General features: G+C 27.3%; 21 protein-coding genes. 5 read left to right on the top strand and 16 right to left on the bottom strand.

The annotated features are described in order from the left end of the window. The 3 genes from AVBRAN12654_RS07730 to AVBRAN12654_RS07720 form a co-directional block, all read right to left on the bottom strand. The coding region (locus AVBRAN12654_RS07730) for a hypothetical protein (RefSeq protein WP_336614244.1) at positions 1 to 737 on the bottom strand (737 nt) is incomplete at its 3' end. 123 nt (positions 738 to 860) lie between these two features. Further along, a complete protein-coding gene (locus tag AVBRAN12654_RS07725) occupies positions 861 to 1,820 on the bottom strand; it encodes a tetratricopeptide repeat protein (protein WP_336614243.1) in 960 nt (319 codons plus the stop codon). 226 nt (positions 1,821 to 2,046) lie between these two features. Then, positions 2,047 to 3,564, bottom strand: coding sequence for a phosphoethanolamine transferase (locus tag AVBRAN12654_RS07720; protein ID WP_336614242.1), 1,518 nt, complete (start codon positions 3,562 to 3,564; stop codon positions 2,047 to 2,049). Positions 3,565 to 3,621: 57 nt separating this feature from the next. On the opposite strand from AVBRAN12654_RS07720, the gene AVBRAN12654_RS07715 reads away from it, so the two are divergent. From AVBRAN12654_RS07715 to nhaA, 4 genes are all read left to right on the top strand, one after another. Further along, the gene (locus AVBRAN12654_RS07715; RefSeq protein WP_214117957.1) at positions 3,622 to 4,380 is read left to right on the top strand and encodes an exodeoxyribonuclease III; all 759 of its coding nucleotides are present in this window, start codon (positions 3,622 to 3,624) and stop codon (positions 4,378 to 4,380) included. Next, positions 4,370 to 4,750, top strand: a complete 381-nt coding sequence (locus tag AVBRAN12654_RS07710; RefSeq protein ID WP_214117956.1) for a hypothetical protein — start codon at positions 4,370 to 4,372, stop codon at positions 4,748 to 4,750. The genes AVBRAN12654_RS07715 and AVBRAN12654_RS07710 overlap by 11 nt, the downstream gene beginning before the upstream one ends. Before the next feature lie 75 nt (positions 4,751 to 4,825). Beyond that, positions 4,826 to 5,938, top strand: a complete 1,113-nt coding sequence (locus tag AVBRAN12654_RS07705) for a glycerate kinase (RefSeq protein WP_336614241.1) — start codon at positions 4,826 to 4,828, stop codon at positions 5,936 to 5,938. A 19-nt stretch (positions 5,939 to 5,957) separates the two neighbouring features. Next, on the top strand, positions 5,958 to 7,091 hold the full coding sequence (gene nhaA, locus AVBRAN12654_RS07700; protein WP_214117954.1) for a Na+/H+ antiporter NhaA: 1,134 nt from the start codon (positions 5,958 to 5,960) through the stop codon (positions 7,089 to 7,091). A 30-nt stretch (positions 7,092 to 7,121) separates the two neighbouring features. Here nhaA and hypD read toward each other — a convergent pair whose 3' ends face one another. Genes hypD through hypB form a run of 3 tightly spaced genes read right to left on the bottom strand, consistent with a single transcriptional unit; the run spans position 7,122 to position 9,104 of the window. Next, positions 7,122 to 8,207, bottom strand: coding sequence for a hydrogenase formation protein HypD (gene hypD / locus AVBRAN12654_RS07695; RefSeq protein WP_336614240.1), 1,086 nt, complete (start codon positions 8,205 to 8,207; stop codon positions 7,122 to 7,124). After that, positions 8,204 to 8,458 (bottom strand): HypC/HybG/HupF family hydrogenase formation chaperone, encoded by a 255-nt coding sequence (locus AVBRAN12654_RS07690; protein WP_214117952.1) that lies wholly within the window; start codon positions 8,456 to 8,458, stop codon positions 8,204 to 8,206. The genes hypD and AVBRAN12654_RS07690 overlap by 4 nt, the downstream gene beginning before the upstream one ends. Position 8,459: 1 nt before the next feature. Further along, the gene (hypB, locus tag AVBRAN12654_RS07685; RefSeq protein WP_214117951.1) at positions 8,460 to 9,104 is read right to left on the bottom strand and encodes a hydrogenase nickel incorporation protein HypB; all 645 of its coding nucleotides are present in this window, start codon (positions 9,102 to 9,104) and stop codon (positions 8,460 to 8,462) included. A 208-nt stretch (positions 9,105 to 9,312) separates the two neighbouring features. Between hypB and AVBRAN12654_RS07680 the strand changes: the two genes are divergently transcribed. Beyond that, positions 9,313 to 10,956, top strand: coding sequence for an anaerobic C4-dicarboxylate transporter (locus AVBRAN12654_RS07680; protein ID WP_214120188.1), 1,644 nt, complete (start codon positions 9,313 to 9,315; stop codon positions 10,954 to 10,956). An 89-nt stretch (positions 10,957 to 11,045) separates the two neighbouring features. Here AVBRAN12654_RS07680 and AVBRAN12654_RS07675 read toward each other — a convergent pair whose 3' ends face one another. From AVBRAN12654_RS07675 to AVBRAN12654_RS07630, 10 genes are all read right to left on the bottom strand, one after another. Continuing rightward, complete coding sequence (locus tag AVBRAN12654_RS07675; protein ID WP_336614239.1) at positions 11,046 to 11,750, bottom strand: hypothetical protein; 705 nt, start codon at positions 11,748 to 11,750, stop codon at positions 11,046 to 11,048. Between the two features lie 192 nt (positions 11,751 to 11,942). After that, positions 11,943 to 13,238 carry a cell envelope integrity protein CreD gene (creD, locus tag AVBRAN12654_RS07670; RefSeq protein WP_214150064.1) on the bottom strand — a complete coding sequence of 432 codons (1,296 nt, stop codon included), beginning with the start codon at positions 13,236 to 13,238 and terminating at the stop codon, positions 11,943 to 11,945. 213 nt (positions 13,239 to 13,451) lie between these two features. Then, positions 13,452 to 16,241, bottom strand: coding sequence for a UvrD-helicase domain-containing protein (locus AVBRAN12654_RS07665; RefSeq protein ID WP_336614238.1), 2,790 nt, complete (start codon positions 16,239 to 16,241; stop codon positions 13,452 to 13,454). Continuing rightward, positions 16,234 to 18,222 (bottom strand): PD-(D/E)XK nuclease family protein, encoded by a 1,989-nt coding sequence (locus AVBRAN12654_RS07660; protein WP_336614237.1) that lies wholly within the window; start codon positions 18,220 to 18,222, stop codon positions 16,234 to 16,236. The genes AVBRAN12654_RS07665 and AVBRAN12654_RS07660 overlap by 8 nt, the downstream gene beginning before the upstream one ends. Continuing rightward, positions 18,215 to 18,721, bottom strand: a complete 507-nt coding sequence (locus AVBRAN12654_RS07655; protein WP_214120183.1) for a hypothetical protein — start codon at positions 18,719 to 18,721, stop codon at positions 18,215 to 18,217. Before AVBRAN12654_RS07655 ends, AVBRAN12654_RS07660 begins: the two co-directional genes overlap by 8 nt. Before the next feature lie 9 nt (positions 18,722 to 18,730). Continuing rightward, positions 18,731 to 20,170, bottom strand: coding sequence for a BspA family leucine-rich repeat surface protein (locus AVBRAN12654_RS07650; protein ID WP_336614236.1), 1,440 nt, complete (start codon positions 20,168 to 20,170; stop codon positions 18,731 to 18,733). 47 nt (positions 20,171 to 20,217) lie between these two features. After that, positions 20,218 to 21,105: a helix-turn-helix transcriptional regulator gene (locus tag AVBRAN12654_RS07645; RefSeq protein WP_336614235.1), complete on the bottom strand. Its 888-nt coding sequence runs from the start codon at positions 21,103 to 21,105 to the stop codon at positions 20,218 to 20,220. 46 nt (positions 21,106 to 21,151) lie between these two features. After that, entirely contained in the window at positions 21,152 to 22,027 is an 876-nt protein-coding gene (locus AVBRAN12654_RS07640) for a helix-turn-helix transcriptional regulator (RefSeq protein WP_336614234.1), read from the bottom strand. Further along, complete coding sequence (locus AVBRAN12654_RS07635) at positions 22,024 to 23,808, bottom strand: DUF262 domain-containing protein (RefSeq protein WP_336614233.1); 1,785 nt, start codon at positions 23,806 to 23,808, stop codon at positions 22,024 to 22,026. The genes AVBRAN12654_RS07640 and AVBRAN12654_RS07635 overlap by 4 nt, the downstream gene beginning before the upstream one ends. A 462-nt stretch (positions 23,809 to 24,270) precedes the next feature. Then, positions 24,271 to 25,814 (bottom strand): BspA family leucine-rich repeat surface protein (locus AVBRAN12654_RS07630; RefSeq protein WP_336614232.1); only part of this gene is annotated, 1,544 nt, incomplete at its 5' end.

Raw genomic sequence — 25,814 nt, 5'->3', positions numbered from 1 at the left:
TCAGGTTTTTCTTCAGGTTTAACTTCTGGAGTTACAACATCTTCAGTTTTATCTTCTTCAGGTTTAACTTCAGGTTGAGTATTATCTTCAGTTTTATCTTCTTCAGGTTGAGTATTGTTTCCTGTATTATTTTCTGGATTTTCAGGAACTACATTGTCATTAGCACCATTATTTCCTGGAATTGTAGGAATTTCGCCATTGTTAGCTTCTCCATTAATTTCAGGTGTTACTTGATTACCTTGTGCTAATAAATCATTAAGATTTGCAGCACCTAAGCCGTTGTTGTTAAAATTAGTAATAACATTATTATCAACTTCTCTTGATAATACATCTGCATAAACTGTGCTTTCGCTACCTGATTGGTCAAACACAACATCATTTAATGTTCCAGTAGCACCAGCAGCACCAGCTTCACCAGCAGCAGTTGCGTCTAATTCTATTTCTCCATTGTTATTTACTAAGTTATTGATTAAGTTATTGATTTTATCATCAATTGCAGCTTCATTTTCAAAGCTTTCACTTGTTAAAATACTATTATCAATCTTTGCAACATTATCTCCTACAATATGTAAAACTTTGCCACTGCTAAGTTCTATATCAACACTTGTATCTTTTCCGATTGTTCTAATAGTATCATTTAGTGATACTGCATCGCCTACATTTAGTGACTTCTCACCATTAACATTAATAGCTTTAACATCGCCTATTAATTTAATAATTTTTCCAGCTTCCGCCATAATATTTCTCCTTGTTGAATTTCAAAACAAGGTTAATTTAACGAAAATATATAAATTCTATTATTGCCCTTCAGTGCAAAAATATAATTTTTACAAAAAAAGGCAAAAAAAATGTATAAAATATTAATTACAAGCTTTAGTAAAACCTAATTCGCAAGCTTTTTGAAAGAATTTTTTTGATTTAGAAGAATCTGTTTTGATATATGTCTTATCATTATCTTTTAATCCATCTTCATACATATATCCAAGTCTAGAACAAGAATAACCATCGCCAATCTTACAAGATTTTTCATAGTTTTTTATAGCTTTTTCAAAATCATTATTATGTTCTTGTAATACCGCTAAGCTAGCACAAGAATCTTTATCATCTAATTCGCAACCTTGCTCATAATACATTTGAGTTTTTTCTATATTGTTTAAATATCTATAAATATCTCCTATTGACTTGCAAGCTTTATAATTTTTATTATTACACTCTTTATCGCTTAAATCAGAAAAATTAGATATTTTATTATTAACAACTTGGGTAGTTAAATACCAATTTGACACCATCTGACAACCATAATCATCGCCTAAACCACAAGCTCTTAAATAAAAATCAATTCCTTGATTAGGATTTAAATTATTAGCAAGTTCTATACAAGAATTAGCAATTCCACCATTGCAAGCTTTAAATAATTCGTCTTGTTTAAATTCTTTATATTCTTTTTTTTGTAAATAAGCATAATTATCACAAGCTTCATAAATGTCATTCTTACAAGCATTATCTAATAAATCATTCGCTTTTTTTATATCCTTATTAACACCAAGTCCTAGATAATACATTTTTCCAAGACTTCCACAAGCTTTTTTGTTATTCAAATCACAAGATTTTTTATAATATTTATAAGCATAAGAATAAGAAATCCCCGTTCCTAATCCAAATTCATTCATCTCTCCTAATCTATAACAAGCATTAGAATTATCTTTATTACATTCTTGTTTAAAATTAGGATAAGCTTTTTTATATTCACCTTTTTCGAACAAACTTTCATTAGCACTTAAAGATACCAAAATACCTAAAGCTAATAATATTTTTCTCATACAATCTCCTTAAAAATATCAAATAAATTAAATTAAAAATAATATGTAAAAATCGTAAATACTGAAGAGATTAAAAGGGTTGCATTTAGGAGTATAGTTGAAAAATGATTAACGATTTATTAGCTGCAACCCTTTAAAACAAGGAATGGCGTATTATAACCACACAATTATTAAAATAATATTAAACTAAATAAAAATTTTATAAATATTTTATTTTTTATATTATTTATAAATTATTTTCTAAATCTATGCTAAATAAATCATAGTTTTTCCTATAATCTTTTGTAGAAATATTAAAAAACCCTAATAAAGAACTAAATAAATTATCTTGAGATAGTTTAAAATCAAGTTTATCTTTATTGTTATACTCATAATTAGTCCATAAAATAGCCGGAATTTGAATTTGCTCTTTTGGTGCTAAATAATATGGCATTCCGTGCAAATAAAACCCATTTTCTCCTAAACTTTCTCCGTGATCACTTAGATAAAATAAAGCTTTTTTATCAGCATTATCAGTCTTTAAAACATCAATCAAACTAGCCACTATAAAATCAGTATAAAGCAAGGTGTTATCATAAGTGTTATATAAATTATCTTCGCTACATTCTTGCAATTTATTTGTATTACAAGTTGGAGTAAATTTTTCAAATTCTTTTGGATATCTAAGATAATAACTTGGTCCATGAGAACCTTGTAAATGCACTATTATTAATGTATTTTTATCTTTTTTACTTTTTAATATATTCTTAGTTTCATCAACTAACCATCCATCATAATCTTTACTTTTAATAATAGAATTAATGTCATTACAAACATTTTGACAACCTCCAGAATTATTATCTATCCAACGCACATCAATAAAACGATTTAAAAGATTTAAAACATTCTCATAATTTTCACCTTTTTTAAAATCCACCCTATCATGCAATGAAAACATACAAGGTAAAGATTGAGCAGTGGCAGTCCCGCAAGATGTAAAATTACTAAAATAATTAATATTTAAATTCTTAGTATAAAAATTAGTATCGTTTTTAGTATATCCGCCTAAAGAATAATTCTTTGCCCTTGCAGTTTCTCCTACTACTAAAATAAAAGTTTTGCTCTCATTATCATCTTGAATAGAAGCATCAAGCCCTATTTTTACCATCTCTTCTTTAGGAGTGAATTTTGATTTTGTTATTTTAATAGCAGAATATATTTGATGAAATGGCACATTGTAATATCTTATGTCATCATTAGTTCTAATAAAAGGTATAAAAGTTCTAGAATTAGTAAATACTATGACAAAAATCAATATAGCACTTAAAATAATTGAAACTATTTTAGCTAGATAATAACCTTTTTTTATACTGATAAATCTTAGCAAAATTATTGGTAATACAACGCTTAATAATATAAAAAATACAAAAGATAAAGAAAATAAATCGCTCATTTCTCTTTTGTCTGTTAAAAATACATTAGCTACCATATTTCCATCAATAACTACATTGTAAGTTTTAATAAAATATATACTAAATCCAGTGCATATTATTAAAATAATAGAACAAATATAAGCCAAAATTCTAAAAAAACATAATATATTAACAACTAAAAATATCAATGTAAAATATATAATATTTACTATTGTAAAAAAATAAATATCACTTATTTTATTACTCAAAAATGTAAGCATAGAAAAATAATTCAAAGCGATTATATATGCACTTAAAACAAAATTAAATAAAATTGGATTTATCTTTAACATTTACTACCTTTTTGTATAGTTTTTAGCATTATAAATAACTTAATTTAAGGAATAGTTTTGAGATTAATTTCGTGGAATGTAAATGGTTTAAGAGCAATTTGTGATAAAGATGGGTTTTCGTTTTTAGAAAAATACCCTACTGATTTTTTAGGTATTCAAGAGATAAAAGCAACACCTGATAAATTTCCAAAAGATATAAACAATTTAGGCTTTAAAGATATTAAATCAAATTCAGCAAAAAGAGCTGGATATTCTGGTGTTATGAGCTTTTTAAATTTTGAATGCGAGAGTAGATTTGCCCAATTTTTTCCTGATGATGAAGGAAGAGTTTTGGAGCATAGTTTTAAAGATATTGTTTTGTTTAATATATATTTTCCAAACGGACAAAGCGGTGATGAAAGATTAGATTATAAAATGAAATTCTATGATGATTTTTTAGAATATTTAAAAAAATTATTATTAGAAGGTAAAAAAATCATAATTTGTGGAGATGTAAATACAGCACACCGCCCAATAGATTTAACTCACCCAAAAGCTAATGAAAAAACAAGTGGATTTTTACCAATTGAGCGTGAGTGGATTGATAGATTGCTTGATGCTGGATTTGTTGATACATTTAGATATATAAACGGAGATATTCCTGAAAAATATTCGTGGTGGAGCTATCGTGCAGCTGCTAGAAATAGAAATGTTGGTTGGAGAATTGATTATTTTTTCATATCAAATAATCTTACCCCTTATTTAAAAGACGCCTTTATATTAAGCGATGTAATGGGCTCTGATCATTGTCCTGTTGGTATTGATATTGAAATCTAAAATAAATGAGTTTTTAAATTCTAACAATATTTGCGTAGTTTCTACAAACGAGCCTTATTCGGCTACTTTGTTTTATAAATTTGATGAGATTAATGAAGCATTGCTTTTTATCTCATCGCCTACTTCAAGGCATATTAAATTAGATGAATTATTAAGTGCAGCAATTTATACAAACAATCCAATTAAAGGCGTTCAAATAATAGGAAAATTATTATTAGCAAATGAAACCCAAAAAAAGCTTTATTTAAATACATATAAGGCTGCTAATTTTGCACTAAATCACAAAATTTATGCACTAAAACTAAAATATTTAAAATACACAGATAATACCCTAATGCTACCTAAAAAAACGGAGATTTTTTATGAATGAATTTATACTTGATATAAGTGCTACTTTATTTTTTAGTTTTTTACTAATTTATTTTGTAATTAAAAGGATAAAAAAATGAAAGCATTAATTATTTGTGATAGTTTTAAAGGCTCTCTTAGTTCAAAACAAGCAAACGAAGCTATCAAAAAATCTTGCGATAAATTAAACATAAACTCAATTCAACTAGCTATTTCTGATGGTGGAGAAGGTTTTTTAGAAAGTATAAATGATAAAATCAATGCTATAAAAATCTATTTAAACTTAAAAAATGCTTATGGTATTAGAGATTATAAGGGTTATTATCTTTTAAAAGAAAATAAAGCATATTTTGAAATGGCAGAATTTGCAGGATTAATCGCTCTTAATGAAAATGAAAAAAATCCTTGCAAAACTAGCACAATTTCACTAGGTATTGCTATAAAAGACGCTATTAGTAATGTTGCAAATGAGTTTATAATAGGCATTGGTGGCTCGGCTACAAATGATGCTGGAATAGGAATGCTAAGTGCATTAGGATACGAGTTTTTAGATGAATTTGAAAATATTTTAAAACCTATCGGAGAAAATCTAATAAAAATTGCAAAAATAAATGATAAAAATGTATTAAAAGAGCTTAAAAACTGCAGCTTTAAAATAGCTTGTGATGTGAAAAATCCACTATATGGAGAAAATGGTGCAGCGTATGTCTATGCAAGGCAAAAAGGTGCAAATGATGATGAAATTAAAATGCTTGATTTGGGTTTAAAAAATTTTGCAAAAGTTTGTGAAAAATATTTAGCTAAAGATTATTCACAATTTCAAGGTTGTGGTGCTGCTGGTGGGCTTGGATTTGGCTTTAAAGCATTTTTAAATGCAGAATTTGAAAGTGGATTTTTATACATTAAAAACCTTTTAAATCTTGAAGAATTGATTAAAAACTCTGATTTAATAATAACAGGAGAAGGTGCTTTTGATAATCAAAGTTTGATGGGAAAAGTAATCGGAGAAATTAATCAAATTTGTAAAATTTATGATAAAAAATTAATAATATTTTGTGGTTTAAATAATAGTGATTTTAAAAATTGCTTTTCTTTAACAAAAGCATTTTCTAATAAAACAAAAAATGAATTAATGCAAAATAGTATTGCCTATCAATGCTTAAATGAGCTTTCGTTTAATGTATTGCAAACTTTTCTTGCTAAAAAATAATTTTTAACAAGGAGATATTATGCTTAAAAAAATTATAACTCACGAGCTTTTTGCTCCAATTTTATTGATTTTTATGACTATACTTGCTTTAGCTCTTAAAAATTCAAATCTAAACACTTATTATGAACTCATTACTAATTATAAAGCAGGTGTGATTTTTGGAGATTTAAATCTTATAAAACCACTTACTTTATGGGTAAATGATGGGCTTATGGCTATATTTTTCTTTTGGGTTGGACTAGAAGTTAAAAAAGAAATCCTAATAGGAGAATTAAGCAATATAAAAGCTGCTAGTTTGCCACTAATTGCAGCACTTGGCGGAGTAATTGTCCCTGCTATTATTTATAGTTTAATTAATATAAACGATAGCTTTGCTTTACAAGGTTTTGCAATACCGACTGCAACTGATATTGCTTTTGCTTTAGGGGTTTTGTTATTACTTGGAAATAAAATTCCAAAATCTTTAACAATATTTTTACTAAGCCTTGCAATATTTGATGATGTTGCTGCAATTATTATAATCGCTTTGTTTTATACAAATGAGCTAAGTATTTTAAGTCTTAGCCTTGCTACTTGTGGTTTAGCTATTTTGTTATTGTTAAATTATTTGCATATTTGTATAAAAAGCCTTTATGTAATTATTGGTGCATTTATTTGGGTTTGCGTTCTTAAAAGTGGAGTTCATGCGACTTTAGCTGGTATGGCGTGTGCGTTTTTTATACCATTAAACACTAAAGATAATAAAGAATTTTTAGAACACATAATGCACGATTTAACACCTTATATAAATTATTTTATATTGCCTTTATTTGCTTTATTTAATGCTGGAGTTTTAATTAATGGTCTTAATTTAAATGATTTTAATGCAGTATTTTTTGGAGTATTTTTAGGTCTATTTTTAGGCAAACAATTAGGTGTATTTAGCTTTTGCTTAATTGCTAGTAAATTTGGCTTTAAATTACCATCAAATAAAGTTCAATTATATGGAGTTTGCATACTAACAGGTATTGGTTTTACTATGAGCTTTTTTATAAACACTCTTGTATTTGAAAATAATCCTGAATTATTTAATAGCGCAAAATTAGCAATACTTAGTGCTTCTTTTGTATCAGCTGTATTAGGCTATATTTGGCTAAGATTTATAAGCAAATAATCATATTAACTCCTATAAAAAGGAGTTAATTTAAATTCTATTGTATTTATAATAAGCAGCACAAGCACCTTCACTACTTACCATACAACTTCCTATTGGATTATTAGGCGTGCATAAATTACCAAAAACTTTACAATCAGTTGGCTTTGCAAGTCCTTTTAAAATCTTAGGGCATAGACAGGCTTTGTTTTCTGCTTTTGTATTTGTTTTTATATCAAATACTTTTTTTGCGTTTATATAATCATATTCATCTTTTAGCTCCAAACCGCCATTACTAATAACACCTAAGCCACGGAATTCAAAATCATCACGCCTAAAGTATTTTTCAATTAATTCTTTAGCTTTTTCATTACCATTTTTACTAACTAATCTTGAATACTCATTATAAACATTATGAGTTTTATTCTTAAATTGTAAGCTTAAATTTAATAGTGAGTGCATTAAATCAACAGGCTCAAAACCACTTATAGCAAATGGTTTTTTATAAGTATTAGCCATATTTAAATATGCGTTTTCTCCTATTATCACACTTACATGCGATGGGGCTAAAAAGCCATCAATATTACAATCTTTATCATTTAATAAGGCTTCAACAGGCTCAGGAACTCTTACATGATTTATATGAAAAAATACATTTTTAAGTCCCATTTCAAGCACTTTTTCAATCAAAACCGTACTCATAGGAGTAGTAGTTTCAAAACCTATTGCAAAAAATATAATCTTTTTATCTTTATTTTCATTTGCGATTTTTAATACTTCTAGTGGGCTATAAAGCGCTCTAATATCCTTGCCTTGCGCTCTTAATTTTTCTAAACTCGTATTACTAGCAGGAACTTTAATCAAATCAGCAAGCGTGCAAAAAATAGCACCTTCCATACTCGCTAAAAAAATAGCTTCATCAAGCCTACTTTTTGGCATTACACAAACAGGACAACCTGGCCCATGAATAAAGTTAATATTAGGCAAAAGAGAAGGGATTGAATATTTTATAAGTGAATGTGTATGTCCGCCACAAATCTCCATTACATTATAAATCCTATCAAGCTTAACATTATTAATTAGTTTTTTTAAATTATTAATAATATTTGTGTCTTTATATTCTTTTATGTAATTCATAAAAACCTACTTTCAATCTCTTCGCTACCTATCTCATCTGCAATTTGCTTATATAATTCTAAGCTTTCTTTAGCAGCTGCTTCATCAATTTTTTGCATAGCAAAACCAACATGAATCAATACAAAATCTCCCACATTAACCTGCTCAGGTATCAAATCAAGGCTAACCCCACGCTTAATGCCTAAAGTATCAACCTGTGCAAAATTATTTTCATCAACACTTAAAACTTTTGATGGTATAGATAAACACATATTAACTCCTTAAAGATTTAAAATATTCACAAAGTTCGGCAATTCCTTCGCCTGTAGTGCTGCTTACGCAAAAGATTTTTACATTTGGATTTAATTTTTTTGCTTCTTGCGTGATAGTTTCTAGGCTAAAATCAAAATATTTTGCTATATCCATTTTAGTTAAAACTATCACATCAGCTCTTTTAAACATAACAGGATATTTTGCTACTTTATCACTTCCTTCAGGACTTGATAAAAGCACAACATTTAAATTCTCGCCCAATTTATATGATGCAGGGCATACTAAGTTGCCTATATTTTCTATTACACAAAACTCTGAATTACTAATATCAAGATTTTTTAGAGCTAAATCTATCATTTTTGCGTCTAAATGGCAGCTTTGACCTGTGCTTATTTGATATGCTTTAGCACCTGCTTTGATAATCCTATCAGCGTCCTTATTAGTCTCTAAATCCCCTTCAATTACGCATAATTTTAATAAATTATTTTTTATAATATACTCAAGTAGAGTGGTTTTACCACTACCAGGAGAGCTCATAAAATTAAGGCAATATAAATTAGATTTTTTAAAAAACTCTTGATTGATTTTTGCTTGATTTTCGTTTTCAGCCATAATTTTTGCTTTTGCTTCAATGATTACTTTCATTACCTACTCCTTAAATTTTTCACATTTTACTAAGTAAAAGTATTTACAATGGCAACAAAAATCATTTTATAAATAATAGACCAAATTCCAAGTAAAAAATTTAATACTAATATTTAAATTAATTAAAACTTAATTTTTAAAATTAATTTAAATATTTAACTTTTAAATATAAAATTTATCAATTTTTTTTAATTAATAGGATAAAAAAATGGATATTCTTATGAATTTACCTAATTCTTTACAATTTGCTATACAACTAGCTATTGTATGTATTTGCCTATTTTATGGCTCAAAAAAAGGTGGAATTACTCTTGGAATGTTAGGTGGCGTTGGGCTTATTGTGATGATTTTTGGCTTTGGTGTAAAACCAGGAAAACCAGCAATTGATGTTATGCTAACTATTTTAGCAGTTGTTGTGGCTAGCGCAACACTTCAAACTAGTGGTGGTCTTGATGTAATGCTTCAAATAGCTGAAAAAATTCTTAGAAAAAATCCAAAATATATTAGTATTTTAGCTCCAATTACAACTTGCACCCTAACAATTCTTTGTGGCACAGGGCATGTTGTTTATACAATTTTACCTATTGTATATGACATAGCCATTAAAAACAATATTAGACCTGAAAGACCGATGGCAGCAAGTAGTGTTTCAGCACAACTTGGAATAATTGCTAGCCCAGTATCAGTGGCTGTAGTAACTCTAACAGCATTTATTATTAATAGTAATCATCACTTAGCAGGATTTGATGGATATTTGGACTTACTTAAAATTACAATACCATCAACTTATTTAGGAGTGCTTTGCGTTGGAATATTTAGCTGGTTTAGGGGTAAAGATTTAGATAAAGATAGTGAATTTCAAGAAAAAATTAAAGATGAAGAATTTAAAAAATATGTTTATGGTGGTGGGTGCAAATCATTAATAGGTGAAAAATTACCTAATAGTGCTTGGTTATCAATGTGGATATTTTTAGGCGCTATTGCCTTAGTTGCTATTTTAGGATATTTTTCAAATCTACGACCTGCATTTAACACAAAAGTTGATTCAGCAAGTATTTTAATCGTAGATAATAATGCTAAAACAATGAAAGAAATACCTATTAAGAATTCAAATCTCATAATTACTTATAATGAATTAAATAAAACTATTAAAGATGGTAAAGTAAAAAGTACGAAAGAAAATATAAAAGCAATTAGCATTGATAATAATCTACAAATAACACAAGAAAATAACTATGTAATTATTAATAATGAAAAATTTGAAAATGCAAAAATTATTTTTAGCGATAAAAAAGAACAAGCAAAACCTTTAGGAATGGTTGAAGTAATTCAAATTTTTATGCTTTTGGCAGGTTCATTAATAATAATCTTTACAAAAACTAATGCAAATAATATTTCAAAAAGTGAGATATTTAAATCTGGAATGGTTGCTCTTGTGGCTGTATTTGGAATCTCTTGGATGGCTGATAGTATGGTTGCAACACATACTCAAATGATAAAAGATAGCTTAGGAAATATATTAAGCGAATATCCTTGGACTTACGCAATAGTTTTAATAATAATTTCTAAATTAGTAAATTCTCAAGCAGCTGCACTTGTAGCGTTTGTGCCACTAGCTTTAAATATAGGAGTTAATCCAGCAATTATTTTAGCATTCGCACCAGCTTGTTATGGCTATTTTATTTTACCAACATATCCAAGTGATTTAGCAGCTATTCAATTTGATAGAAGCGGAACAACTCGTATAGGAAGATTTGTAATAAATCATAGTTTTATTATTCCTGGTTTTATAGGTGTTATTACTTCAAGTATATTTGGATATTTTCTTGCGAGTTTTTATGGTTACTTATAAATTTTGCCCTATTTTAGGGCAAAATTAAGATTTTAATTTGCCAATATTTAACTAGAATTTAAAATATTATTTTCCAATAAAACTATAATTTAAAACCTAGAAACTATAATCTCAATTATCTTATCATCTTCTAATTCAAGCCTAATGCTAACACTTTTGCCCAAAAGTATTTTAGTAAAATAAAAATATTCATTTTTTATTTTAAATTCTAACTGGCTTAAAGTCTTTTGTATCTCATTATAGCTTTTGCCTTTTATATCATTATTTATATCATCTAATACACTTTTATCAAGCACAAGGCAAACTCTTTCAAGGTTACTACACTTTAGGTCTGATTTTAAAATCCTTGTTATAAGCTCATTGGGTTGTTTTAAAAAATCATCATAATACCACCAAGCACAAAGCATAGCCAAAGTTAAAGCTAAGTATTTTTTAAAATAAACATTATAGTTTTTTCTAGCAGTATATAAATATACAAAGCCAAATATCGCAAATGGCACGAGATTTTTAAGAGTATCAATGCTCTTATAAACGCTTTTATCATAAAGACAAAAATTATAAACAATCTTAGCAAGGCAAACACACGATATAAAAAGCGAAATATGTCTTAAAAGCAAATAAAACTTATCTTGCAAGATTATCTTACTATCCAAATCATCTTGAGATAGTAAAAGATAAATCCTAGAAAAAAGAAAAGCAAATATAAAGCAAGGAATATAACTAAAATCTCCTATATAAAATGGTATAAAAAACAAAAACCAAGCTAGATAAAAAAGCGTATTTTTAAAAATCACATTAGCTTTTGCTAAAAACCTTTTAAAGCCATTTTGTTATCCTTAAAAGCAAAAATATTTAAATTTAAAAATCACTAAAAATAAAATTGAAATTCCTAATTTAAATACCTTTTAAAATATCTTGAAAATACATTAAATTTTAACGGAATTTAAAATCGGAATTTCAATATTTTTTATCCTTTAATATCCTAATTATTCAGCCTTTTTATCCAAAAAATTATCAATATTTTTTGTAATATACATAAGAACATATAAAACTATCATTATAAGAATTGTTCCAGTAATTAGTGCGAATTGCTCCATTTGAAGCACAGAAAACAATACTGCATAAACACCGCCTAAAAATAGCAGCATTCCAAAACCAAATTTTTTGCTATTTGTAAGAGCTTTTATATAAAGTGCGTTTGGTATTACAACCATTAATGTAGCGATAATATAGGCAAGTTCAAAACTAAAATATTCTGACATTGAAAGCAAAACCAGATAAAACAAAGTTAGCGAAAATCCAACAACTCCGTATTGGATATAATGAGTTGGTTTTTTGCCTAAAATTTCAAAAACATAAACCACAAATAGACTAAGCATTATAAATAATATGCCGTATTTAGCAGCTCTTATTACTTGTCTGTAATGAGTAATGCCTTCGTATAGATTAATACCGATTAGATTATCATTTAGATAATGATTTGAATTATTTATAGCTTTTTGATAATTCATAGTAAATGGCATAATTTCATATTTTGCATTAAAGCCGTTATTATCAAGATTTTTACTAACTGGTAATGTCCCATAAAAACTTGGTTTGCTTTCTTTTGAATTAATATCTAAGGTATTCTTTTGCGCTAAAGGAAGTATCTCTATACCTTTTGAGCCCCTTAATGTGAAAGAAATTTCAAAAGGTGTATTATTTTTCAACATATTTTTATTAATTAGTGATGAAATTCCATATCTTAAATGAGAATTTTTACTATTTGTCCCTGCATTTGGTTTTAAATCAATGCTATTTAGTTTAAAAGTTGAGATATTTACTAATGATTTTGCATCTAATAAACCTAAAGATAAATAAATTTCATCAAAGTCTTGCGGTAATTTTTCATCTAAATCAGCAAAATTACCACCAATGCTAATATTTGCGTTATAAACACTAGCTTTATATATTCCTTTTTGTCTAACCTCATCTAAAATATCAATTTTTACATCAATTTGGCTTGGGATTATGATTTTTTCGTAAGGAACTTTTTGCGTAATCGTATTGCCTTCTTCATCTTTTATATTTTGTTCTTTAGTGCCATTTATTACTAGAAAAATCCCGTGTATTGTTTGCTTTTGACCCCATTCATTACCTAGAGTATCAACCATATTTTCATAAGTATCATTTCTCTCATTTATTATGCCGTTTATGAAAAACAATGGTATTTGAAGTAGTATTGCAAGTAAAAATATAAAACCTACTTTTTTAGTTATTGAATTAGATGGTATTTTAATCATTTTATTTCCTTTTAATTTTTAAAATATTTATCATATACAAAATAAGCTTAAATTACAAATACCAAACGAAATTCCTATTTTAAATTCCACTGCAAATAATTAAAATTTATATTTATTAAAATCACTCAACGATTTTTTTCGTTTATTATATTTTTCCACAAAGCTTAAATACCTAGCTTTTTTAAAAGTTCGCTTGATTTTGCTAAGTTATTATTAATCATTTTTATTTTCTAACCAAAAAATCTCAGTTTTTGCTATTTTATATCCTTCGTTTTCCATCATTGATTTATAAAATTCTAGCTGTTTTTGATAGGTATTTTCTTTTTCTTGGGATTTTTTGCCTGTTTTAAAATCTACTATTACATAAGCACCACAATCGTTATCGTAATAAATTAAATCACAAATCCCTGTTTTATCAGGTGTGTTGATTTCTAATTCATAATATTTGTTAGATGATTGTGCCACTTTTTTTGCAAGGTTTGAATTGATATAATTATTAAACAAACCAATAATCTTATCTTTGTATTCACTAAGTTCACATTCATTTATAAAGCCCATCAAAATCTCATTTGTAGAATGCTCGTGAAATTTCTCTATCATTTTATGAACGCAACTTCCTATTTTTGTATTAAGATTTTCAACGCTATTTGTATTTGTGGCTGTAGTGATATGTTTATCTATTTTTAATTTATTTAGCTTTATTGTTTCTTGCTTAGGGCTAGTTTGCTTACAAGGGCTAATTTCATCTAGTAATAATTTTTCTCCTAAATCCTTTAAATCCTTGCAAATCATACTTTCATCTTTATATAGTTCATCAAGCATAGCTAAAAAAGAATTATCATTTGGCTTAGTTTTTGATAAAGTATAAGATAAAACTATATGCTTAATAGCCCTAGTTATCGCTACATACAATAGTCTTTTATTTTCATCAATATCTTGCTTTTTAGCTTGATTTTTGCTTAGCTCATAGCTTAGACTTGGCTCATCGCCTATTTTAAATCCTATATAATTCTCGCTAATTTTAAGAGAAGAATTATTCACTCCTAAAGCCTTGTTTGCATTCATCAAAACGACCATTTCATACTCCAATCCTTTAGTTGAATGAATTGTACATAGGTTGATTTTATAATTATTTACAAATTTTGCTTGGGATTTTGTGCTAGTTTGTTTTCGTTTTTTTAGCTCTTTTATTATGTTTTCTTTGCTTTTTTTACTCTCAAGCTTGATTATCTCATCTAAAAACTCATCTAAATTAGCCCTTGATTTTTCATCGCTAAATACATCATAAAAGCCTTTTTCGTAGTATAAATGTACTAAAAATTCTGATAAACTCAAGCTTTCAAACCAACTTTTAAACTCGCTAAAAACACTAAAATCATTAGATTTTATAAGCCTAAGTCTATCATCATCGTTTAGATTAAAAATATCATTAAAAAGTGCTAGTTTTTCATAGTTTGTGTATTTTTCATCTTCTTTTTTATTTTTTATATCATATAGTGCAAAAATAAGGTTTAAAATATGATTTATTTCTGTTCTTTCATAAAATTTAGTATTATCATCAACACAATATTTCACACCAAATTCATCTAGTTTTTTAGCTAGATTATTCATTTGTGCTCTTGTATCAAACATCACCGCTATTTTATCATCTTTGTTTAGTTTATAAATATCATCTACTTGAGCTAAAAATTTCGCCGTATTTTCATATCTTTCATCGCTATTTTCTACAATATAACTAATACTTCCACCTTTTAAATTGTCATTTTTAGCGTTTAAGTCCGTATCTTTTAAATGTGAAAAAAGCTTTCTTGTGATTTGATTTATTATATTTAAGATTTCTTTGCTACTTCTATAATTATCATTCATAAAAACTTGCTCTAAATCTTTTATGGCATTTTTATATACATCTACATTTGCACCCGCAAAAGCATAAATTGATTGTTTGATATCCCCAACGCTAAAAATATTTGCATTATTTAGCTTATTTATTATGCTATATTGCTCTTCATTAGTGTCTTGAAACTCATCAAACATAATGTAATTTATATCTTTTAGCTTATCAATTTCTTTTATGAATTTATTAATAAGCATATCAAAATCCATAAATTTCTCATTTTTAGCTAATTGCTCGTAATTTTGTCTAAGTTCGTTTGCTAGTTTTAGCATAATTTCAAAAAGCTTAACAAACTCATCTTGGACATTTAAAGCTCTTTTATAGCATACAAATTCTTTTAGTTTTTCTATATATTCTTTTTGTTCCATTGTGCCTGATTTTCGTAGTATTTCATCACTTACGCCGTCTAATACACCTAAAGCCAAGTCCTTTTTATCCCCTAAAATATCGGCGTTTTGGTATAGATAGTCTATATCAATTTTTTTAAGCTCTAAATACTCATATTCAATTTCATCAAGCTTAAAATTTTTGCAAATTTGTCTAAACCTATCATCAAATATATACGCCTTACAAAACTCATTTAAAGTATTTAAGTCCAGCTCTTTTACTAATTTTTCATTGTTACTAAGTAACTCAAAATAAAGCTCATTAAAGCATTTATTTTTAAGCTCATCATCTAATAACTCAAAGCTAAAAAAAGGATTTTGCTCTTTTAAAAGCTTTGTAGCAAAAGAATGAAAAGTACAAATATTTACTTTATGCATATTTTTTATGGCTGTTTTTAGGGTTTGTTTTATGTAATTTGAATTCTTAACCTTCTCAAATCTAGCCTTATCAATCCCACTTAATCTATCATCTAAAATATCTTGCATTAGTGTAAAAATACGGCTTTTCATCTCATTTGCCGCTGCATTTGTATAAGTTAGCGTTAGGATATTTTCTACATTTTTACTATTTTGTTCTGTATAAAAAAACTCATCATCTACACTACTAGCAAACAAATCAAACCCTAAAATAGCATTTATATATCTTCTACTAAGAGTGTAGGTTTTGCCAGTTCCTGCACCTGCATTTATAGTAAAGCTTTTTTGTATGCTGTATTTATTCATCATTTGTTCCTTTATCGCAAATATTGTTTATAGGACAATATTTACAATTATCGTTTTCTTTAGCTTTAAACTCGCCTTTTTGTATAAACTCATCAAGCTTTTTTATCTCTTGCTCTAAACCCTTTAAATACTCTTGGCTGTATTCTAAAAAAGCAAATTCCGTTTTCAAATTCTTTGTGTTAAATGTGAGTAAAGATGCTTTATAGTACTTCATATTTGGATATTTTTTACTTGCGTATAACAAATATAAACCTAGTTGAAAATCTTCATAAGACTTTATTTGTTCCATTCTTTTTTCATCTATTTTGTCCTTTTTACTGCTTTTATAATCAACGATATTTATAAAATCATCTCCTATGTCAAGTCTATCAATAAAGCCTTTTATATAATAATTATTCTCGTCACTAGGGTTTAAATCTTTATCTAGGAAAAACTCAAATTCAGTTTTTGTATCATTAATATTATTTTCACTTCTATAATCTTCGTAATATTTCAAAAACTTAGCCACCGCACTAGGCTCATCATCGTTGCTAATACCCTTTAAAAGCTTGTTTTTATATATTTTCATATAAATATTTAGCTCTTTTAGTCCATTTTTTTCTTTTTTTAAAAAATCATCAAATGCTAAATCAATGCTATTTTTTGCTAGGTTTTGTTTATTAAAACTATCACCCCAACCTTTTACAATATGCTCAAAACAACTATGCATTATAGTGCCTTTTTCGTTTGGCTCTAAATCGCTTTGTTCTAATTCATCATTTTTTATCCCTAAAGCACTTTCATACAAAAATCTTTTAGGACAAAGCCTTAGAGTATTATATTTACTAGCACTCATTTTACATTCTAGCTTCACGGGTTTAGCTACTTTAGGACTAAAAGCAAAACAATCTTTTAAAACACGCTTTTTTAAAAACTTGGCCTTAGTAAAATCATCTTTACAAATTATAGACTTAGCTACACTTTTAGCGTTTAGATAATCAGTACTTAGTAGGTATAATTCTTTTGTATTTTGCTTTAGATTTTCATAAACAGCTTTAGAAAAATCATAAGAATTATATTTATAAATATCCTTTTTTAAAAACACATTATCGCTTGAATTAATAGGGAAATTTTCAAAATCTAGTCCTAGTAAAATAACTCTTTCATTTAGCTCATTTGAACCTATAAATTCGCTTAATTCTTCTAATCTTATGCCATTTTTTGGATAGTCTTTGCTTAGATTTTTGCTTAGGTATTCTTTAATAAAATCTTTATTTAAATTAGAAAAATATTTTTCGTATTTTTTCATATAAGCATTTGTTTTTTGCTCTAGCAAGTCATTATCAATTACTATGCTTTTATGATAAGAATACACATCAATTTTTGCCATGGTTTTATAAAGCTCAAAATATCTAGAATAAATACTCAAAGAAGTAGCAACAAGCCTAAAGCTAAACTTATTTTGTATAAATTCTCTTGCTAGGCTTAGGGCTAGTTTTACTTCTTCGTGTATGCTTGTGATTTTATCTTTGTAGGTGTAGATTTTAGGGATTTGATTATTTTTAGGGAATTTTTTTAGGGCTTTTGCGTTTAGATTGTTTATAAAATCTTCTTCAAATTTGTTGTTATATAAACATATATTATCCACATAAAACTCATCCACATAAATATCGTTAAAATCGCTGACATCAGCAAATCCACACTTTAGATTAAATCTTTTTCTAAGCTCATCACAGGCTTTTTTTACCTTTAAAAAGCTATCTTTATATTCATCTTTTATATCTAAATCTTGCCTGTAAGCGTATATAAAATCACTACATTCTACATCGCCTAATTCTTGCTTTATGATATAAGTTAGCATAAATTCATCTAATTCATCAGTGTATAAACTCTCAAGCGTAACACACTTAGTAAAGGCATTTAAACCAAAATCTTTTAAATGCCTTTTAACAAACTCTGCCTTAGCATAAGAATAAGTTATCACTAAATCTTTTTTAATCATAATCTACCTTTATATAATAAGCATTTGTGCCTACTTTAGCATAATATTCTATTATCTCACATCCTCTTATAATACCGTTTTTTTCTTTATAATGCTCTTTTGCTAGAGCTTTTAGCTTTTGTTCAGTTGCATTAGTGTTCAAAAACATAAAATCATCTTTATTTAGCTTTACTACAGCTTCTGCACTATAACCATAACCATCATTAACTGATGTAATCTTATAGCCTGTAATCGCACTAAGATAACAAACACTTAGCCTTTGAATTTCATCTTTTAATTTATCGTATTCATTTAATTTATCATCAATATTCATCCCTAAAAGCTCATAAGCTAAAACTAAAAAAGCCCTATTACTAGTGCAACCATCCCAAGTAGCTCTATCTAAAAACTCTTCATCGCTATTACATTCTAAATATATTTGCACCTTTTTATCAAATTTTGCCTTTGTGTTATAGCCAAATTCTTTATAATCTAAATCTTTTATCTGTTCTTTTATCATAAAAACTCCTTAGTTTGCTTTAATTTCGTTTGTTTGTATGCTTATATTTTTTAATTTTTCACAACCCTTAAAAGTATCTTCGTATTCAAGCACTTTTGGTGTGATTAAAGATAAATTTACACAATCTTTTAAAGATATATCTTTTTCTTCACAATCAAGAGTTCTTACAAAGTGGATATTTTTTGCTAGATTTATACAGCCATTAAAGGTATTTTTCACATTATATAAACAATCGTTTTTGACAATAAACTCTTGATTAAAACTAATACAATCCCTAAACATCTCCCTAATATTTTCAAGCGAGCAAGTATTAAAATCTAGCCTTTGATTAAACTTCAAGCAGCCATTAAACATCTCAGCCATATTATGCACCTTATGTGTATCTAGCATCACCTTACTATCAAAACTCTTGCACCCACTAAACATCGAGCAGGTTCTAAGAAGTTCTTTAGAATTACTTGCATTTATTTCTTGATTAAAGCTAACGCAGTCTTTAAACATATTGCAAGTTGCAATTACATTAGAAAAATCAAAATTGATTTTTTGATTAAACTTAGTACAACCATCAAACATACCTTCAAAATATTTTGCATTTTGGGTGTTGAAATTCACTTCTTGATTGAAATTCCCACAATCACTAAACATATATGAAAAGTCTTCAACACTACTAGTATCAAAACTAAGCTTTTCGTTAAAATTACCACACCCACTAAACATACTTCGCATAGATTTGATACGAGAAGTATCCCACTCATTTATCCCACCAAAATCACTCCTTTTGCTATTTAAAAAAGCACATTCAAGGCTAGTAGTATTTGATATATCAATATCTTTTAAATTTATACTTTCATTTAAACATAGCGACATCACTTCATAATTATTGCTTGGATAATATTTATTATCTTTATATTCTATAGTGTTACAAATCTTGCTTGTATCAACCCTATATATAGCACCATTAGTATGCAAAACATAAAGCTCATAGATATTTTTAGGGATAAATTGCTCATCTTTATACTCTATATCTTTTATAACTTCTCTATCTTTCCAAGATCCTAAACCAAGCTTTGATAAATCCACCCTACCACTATCAAACATAGCCAAAATCTCATCTAATTTATCGGCATTTAAAGAAAAATTATTTTCTTTTTTACGAAGAAGTCCCCAAGGAACTAGTTTAAAAAGTCCGTAGATATTAGGATGGTGTGGGTAAAGGTTTTGAATTTTTCTAAGCCTTTTAGAGCCTAACTTTTTATATAGTCTTCTTTGGCTATCTTTTATGGTTCTTTTAGAAGAATAATCATCTTTTATAAAAAATATATCTTTTTTACTAAGATACCTAATCTGTTTTTGCTCTTTTTTGCTCCACCTTTGATATGTGTGGATTTTAAAACCTTTTGCTATGGTTTTTGCATAGTTTTTTCTTAATTTTTTTCTAGCTGTTTTCATAAAATCTCCTTAAAATAAAAAAGATTTTACCACATCAGCTAGACATCCTATGTCTTTAAATACCCTAAATACTCTTTTATGATATTTTCGTTTTTAAGAGCTAGTTCTTTTGGGGCTAGTATTTTTACATAAGGGATGAATTGCCATATAGTACTAAGCAATTCTTCATCTAAAGATATTTTTGTGCTTAGGATTAGCTTATCTTTATCTTTTGAGATGATTTCTTGATTTGCTAGTATTTTTCTATACAAAAAATACTCTCTAGCAAAGCCATTTACTTCTAAAACAACTTCTTTTTCTTCTAAGCTAGTAGCAAAAAAATGCTTTTGTTCTTTTATGTTTTTTAAAACATTTTCATCTGGGATAAACTTTTCATTAGTTACTACTATAGCCTTTAGCTTATACATTGTAAATGTTCTAATTTCATCATTATAAGTAGCTAGTAAATACCACACACCTAGATGATTTATGAGTTTATATGGCTTTAAAATTCTAGCTTTTTCGTTATGAATAGCTTTTATGATTTTTTGCTCCATTATGGCTTTGCTAAGGATTTCAAAACTATCAATGTTGCAAACTGCTTCATAATTTTGAGATTTTAAAGGGCTTACGGGTGAGCTTAAAAGCATATTTATAAAATCATCGCTAAGCCTAGTAGGAAATGAGCTTAAGCCAAAAAGTGCTGCGAGTTTGTTTAAATCATCTTTTGAGGTTTTAAGTAAATTTGTATCTTTTAAATAATACCTTCCAAACTCATCTTTAGCAATAGGCAAACTCTCAAGCCTTTGCATAATATCACGCTGAATTGTTCGCTCACTTACTCCGTATTCAAGTGCTAGTTCTGCTTTACTTAAATGCTCTTTATTATAAAGTCTAATTAGGATTTGCATAACCCTAACTACCAAAAAATCTCCAGTTGTTTGTGCTCCCATCATCTACCTATCTTATAGTTTTTTACCTTGCAATGATATTAAAATATCATTAATTTCTAATATGCTTTAAATAATCTTCTATCATCATCTCACACTTACTAACTAGTGATTTTGGAGATAATACCTTCACATAAGGGATAAACCTAAATACCGTGCTAAGTAGCTCATCATCAAAGCTTATCATTGTGCTAATTATCAGATTATCACTAGTTTTGTTTATGATTTTTTGATTTGTTAAGATTTTGCGGCTTAAAAAATACTCTATCCCTAAGCCACTAATCTCTAAAATCACTTCTTTTTTAACACTACTGACAAAGAAAAAATTATTATCATTTTCTAGCTCTTTTAAGACTTTTTTATCATGTAAAAAGCTATCTTTACATATATTTATAGCCTTTAATTTATATAATGCAAAGGTTTTTATAGTGCCATTTTCAGTAGCTAGTAGATACCATACACTTAAATGGCTAATGAGTTTATATGGTTTTAGGGTTCTTAGCTTGTTGTTATAGTTTGCATTTATGATTTTTTGAAAGATGATTGCATTACATAAGTTAGCAAAATCATTCATATCATAAATCTCACTAATAGGCTGAAACTTTATAGGAAAATACTGACAATTATAAATATTTTCTATAAAGTTACTTGTAAATTCCCCCCCCCCGATAAGGCTTTTTAGTAGATACTCTAGCTCTTTTTTATAACTTTTAAACATAGAATTATCAGCTAGATAGTATCTACCACTGTCATCTTTTTGTATAGGCAGATGTGCTAAGCGTTCTTTTATATCTCGCTGGATTGTTCGCTCACTTACACTATACTCAAGTGCTAGTTCAACTTTACTTAAATGCTCTTTATTATAAAGCCTAATTAATATCTCAATTATTCTTTCTACTAGCAATTCACCTATGCTTGGTGTTTTCATGCTTTTACTAATTTACCTAATAAATTTTCTAAAATCATAGCTTTTCTTTTTTTAAGAAAATTATCAAAATTCTCTACATTTAGCTCAATATCTTCTGGGATGATAAAATCATTTCTAGCTTGTATCTTATCGCTAAAATCATCAAACCAATCATTTGGCATTCTATCGTTTTTACTTTTATTTAAATTTTCAGCAAGTGGGACTAGATTATAAATAGAATTACCTTTTTTTTCTAATTCTTTATCATTTGTTTTTTCAAACCAACTTTTAGGATAGATATGGTCTATGTTATATCTGTAGCTTTCTGGCTTATAGTTTGGCATTAGCAAGGTAAAAATATAATATATTTTATTATTATCCCCATAATTTATCTTATCCAAATAGTTTTCTAACTGCTCGTAATTTATAATCATTGATTTTCTAGTAAGTTTTTGATTTAAAATCTCATAATCTATACTAAACGTTTTATAATCGTTGTTTTTTTCTAGCATTTCATTGATAGCTTCTCTAACTTGTCTTAAAGTACTATCAGAACTCCCACTATACAAACCTAAAAATAAACTTTTTATAACAAAATCAACCAATGATTTTTTCAAACAATGCTCTTGTTTTTGTGGTTTTGTCAAAATATCTACTATATCCTTAAACACCCTATTATCAAAACTACCTTTTTTAAGCGATAGTTTATATATGATGTAAGAAACCACTATCAAAGGATAGACTGATAATTGTTTTTCATTGTTGTAAAAACATGAAATTTTTAAAAACTCAGCACTAGTGATAATAACATCTTTTACTTTCTCAAAATGCTCTTTAATGCTTGGTAAAATAGAGTTAAAATTGTTGTAATTATAAGTAACCCCTTTAGCACAAAAGATAGTCAAAAACACCCTTATAATCACATCTTTATCTATATTTGATATATCTATTTCTTTTAAAAGTTTTGAAATGGTTTCTTTGTTAATATCATTATTATTTGCTATTAATGCTGAGAATAGTAAATCTGCTTTTTCTAGCTTAACCCCACCGCTATTTACTCTTACAAAGATTTGTAAGACTTCATCTAGGGTTTTATTTTTATCTATTTCATAGTAAGGTATTTCAGTCCTAGTTAACATATAGTGTAATTTTGCGATTGTTTCTTTTAGTTTTTTTCTTTTTTCTATATCAAAAACTTCTAATGAATTTTCTATCTTAAAGTTTAAATCCTTATCTAAAATCAAACCAACTCTTATATAATAATCATCATTGCATTTGATGATATCATTTTTTATATCATCTGATTTTTCTACATCCGCTTCTTTGTAGTATTTTTCTACTTCTTTTTCTGTAAAAAATTTAAATATATACTTAGGTAAATCTTCGCTTACTTCATCTTCTTCTGTGTCATTGTTTGTTTTTGAGATGTTTAGATATAGATTTTTACCGTTAAAGCTATAGCTGCTTTGTAAAGCAAAATAAATAGATGTTATACGTTGCTGTCCATCTAGTACTGCATAAAGCTCATTTACTTTTTCAATTTTTTTCGAGATTAGGTCATTTTTTTGTGATTTATCATAGCTTTTTGTAAATTCATAAAAATCAATACCGCTTGACTTTTGCTCATCTAACTCCCATAAAAGTAGCATTCCTACAGGATAGCCTTGCATTAGCGAGTCAAATAAATTTGTAATTTTTTTCTCATCATACCACCTAAAACCCCTTTGTATGTTTGGTAGTATAAATTTATTGCGTTCTATGCTCTCATATATTTTATTTAATCTATATTCTTTATTAATCATTTTTTATTCCTTTCAATATTTTTATTTTTTTATTATTTATCTTTAATCTCTATCTTAGCGATGATTACTAAGTCTTATTTATAGTATTTACTAGTTGTTTTATAAATATCCTTTCAGTTAAAATAAAATCTTTTAATTATAGCAACTAATTATAGCAACTTGAAAAGACACACTAAGTCTTTTAAGTGAGTTTTAGAAAAATATTTGTGTTTTTATGAAAGTTTTTTAAGTTTATGAAAGTTTTTAGATAAAAAAGAGTTTTAAAAGAATTTTTAAAATAAATGGAATTTATATCCGTAAATTTCGTTTGTTTGCTTTAAATAAACATTATTAAAACTAATTGAAATTCCTGTTTTAAATTCCTTTCAAAAAGTTTTGAAATATCGTTGAAATTTAAAATTTAAATGCAAGTTTCGTTTGTTGGTAGGATTTAGCCCAAACCAAACAAACGAAATTTAGTGATTATTTGCCTAGCTTATCGCAACCTTCAAACATATCTTCTTGCTCTTTTACATTACTCATATCAAAATTAGGTTTATGCGTTAAGCTAGAGCAATCATAAAACATATAGCTCATATCGGCTACATTTTTGGTATCAAAGTTTAAAGGTTGATTGAAATTTTCACAACCATCAAACATCAAGCGCATATTGGCTACATTGCTTGTATCAAAATCTAAAGGCTGATTGAAGTTTTTACACTCTCTAAACATAAAACGCATATTGGCTACATTGCTTGTATCAAAGTTTAAAGGCTGATTGAAATTTTCACAACCATCAAACATACCTTGCATATCTGTTACATTGCTTGTATCAAAGTTTAAAGCTTGGTTAAAATTAAAACAACTATCAAACATATAACTCATATTTACTACATTTTTTGTATCAAAATCTAAAGGCTGATTGAAATTTTCACAACCACCAAACATACCACTCATATCAGTTACATTATTAGTATTAAAGCTCAAAGCTTGGTTAAAATTATAACAATTCTCAAACATATAACTCATATCAGTTACATTGCTTGTATCAAAACTTAAAGGCTGATTGAAATTTTCACAACCACCAAACATCCAGTTCATATTGGTTACATTACTTGTATCAAAACTTAAAGGTTGGTTGAAGCTTTCGCAGTCACTAAACATCCAGCTCATATCAGTTACATTACTTGTATCAAAACTTAAAGGTTGGTTGAAATCTCTACACCAACTAAACATAGAGCGCATATTTGTTACATTGCTTGTATCAAAGTTTAAAACTTGGTTGAAATTTTTACATTCTCTAAACATCTCGCTCATATTAGTTACTTTTGATGTATCAAAAATTAAAACTTGGTTGAAATTTTTACATTCTCTAAACATCTCGCTCATATTAGTTACTTTTGATGTATCAAAATTTAAAACTTGGTTGAAATTAGAACAACAACTAAACATAGAGCGCATATTTGTTACATTGCTTGTATCAAAGTTTAAAACTTGGTTGAAATTTTTACATTCTCTAAACATCTCGCTCATATTAGTTACTTTGCTTGTATCAAAGCTCAAAGTTTGGTTAAAATTAAAACAATTATAAAACATCTCACTCATATCAGTTACATTACTAGTATTAAAGTTTAAAGGTTGATTGAAATTATAGCACTCAGCAAACATAGCACTCATATCAATTACACTACTAGTATTAAAGTTTAAAGACTGATTGAAGTTTTTGCACTCTCTAAACATCCAGCTCATATCAGTTACATTGCTTGTATCAAAATTTAAAGATTGATTGAAATTAGAACAATATCTAAACATACTACCCATATTAGTTACTTTACTAGTTTTAAAAAATATAGGTTGATTAAAATTAAAGCAGTTATAAAACATTCCATGCATATTTGTTACTTTTGATGTATCAAAATTTAAAGTTTGATTAAAGTTTTCGCAAGAAAAAAACATACAACTCATATCGGTTACATTTGATGTATCAAAGTTTAAAGCTTGATTGAAATTAAAGCAATCTCTAAACA

The organism is Campylobacter sp. RM12654 (assembly GCF_020137585.1).
In the GTDB taxonomy this organism is placed as follows: Bacteria; Campylobacterota; Campylobacteria; order Campylobacterales; family Campylobacteraceae; genus Campylobacter_E.
Note: the sequence above shows the minus strand (reverse complement) of the source record. Positions and strands in the feature narration are given on the sequence as shown.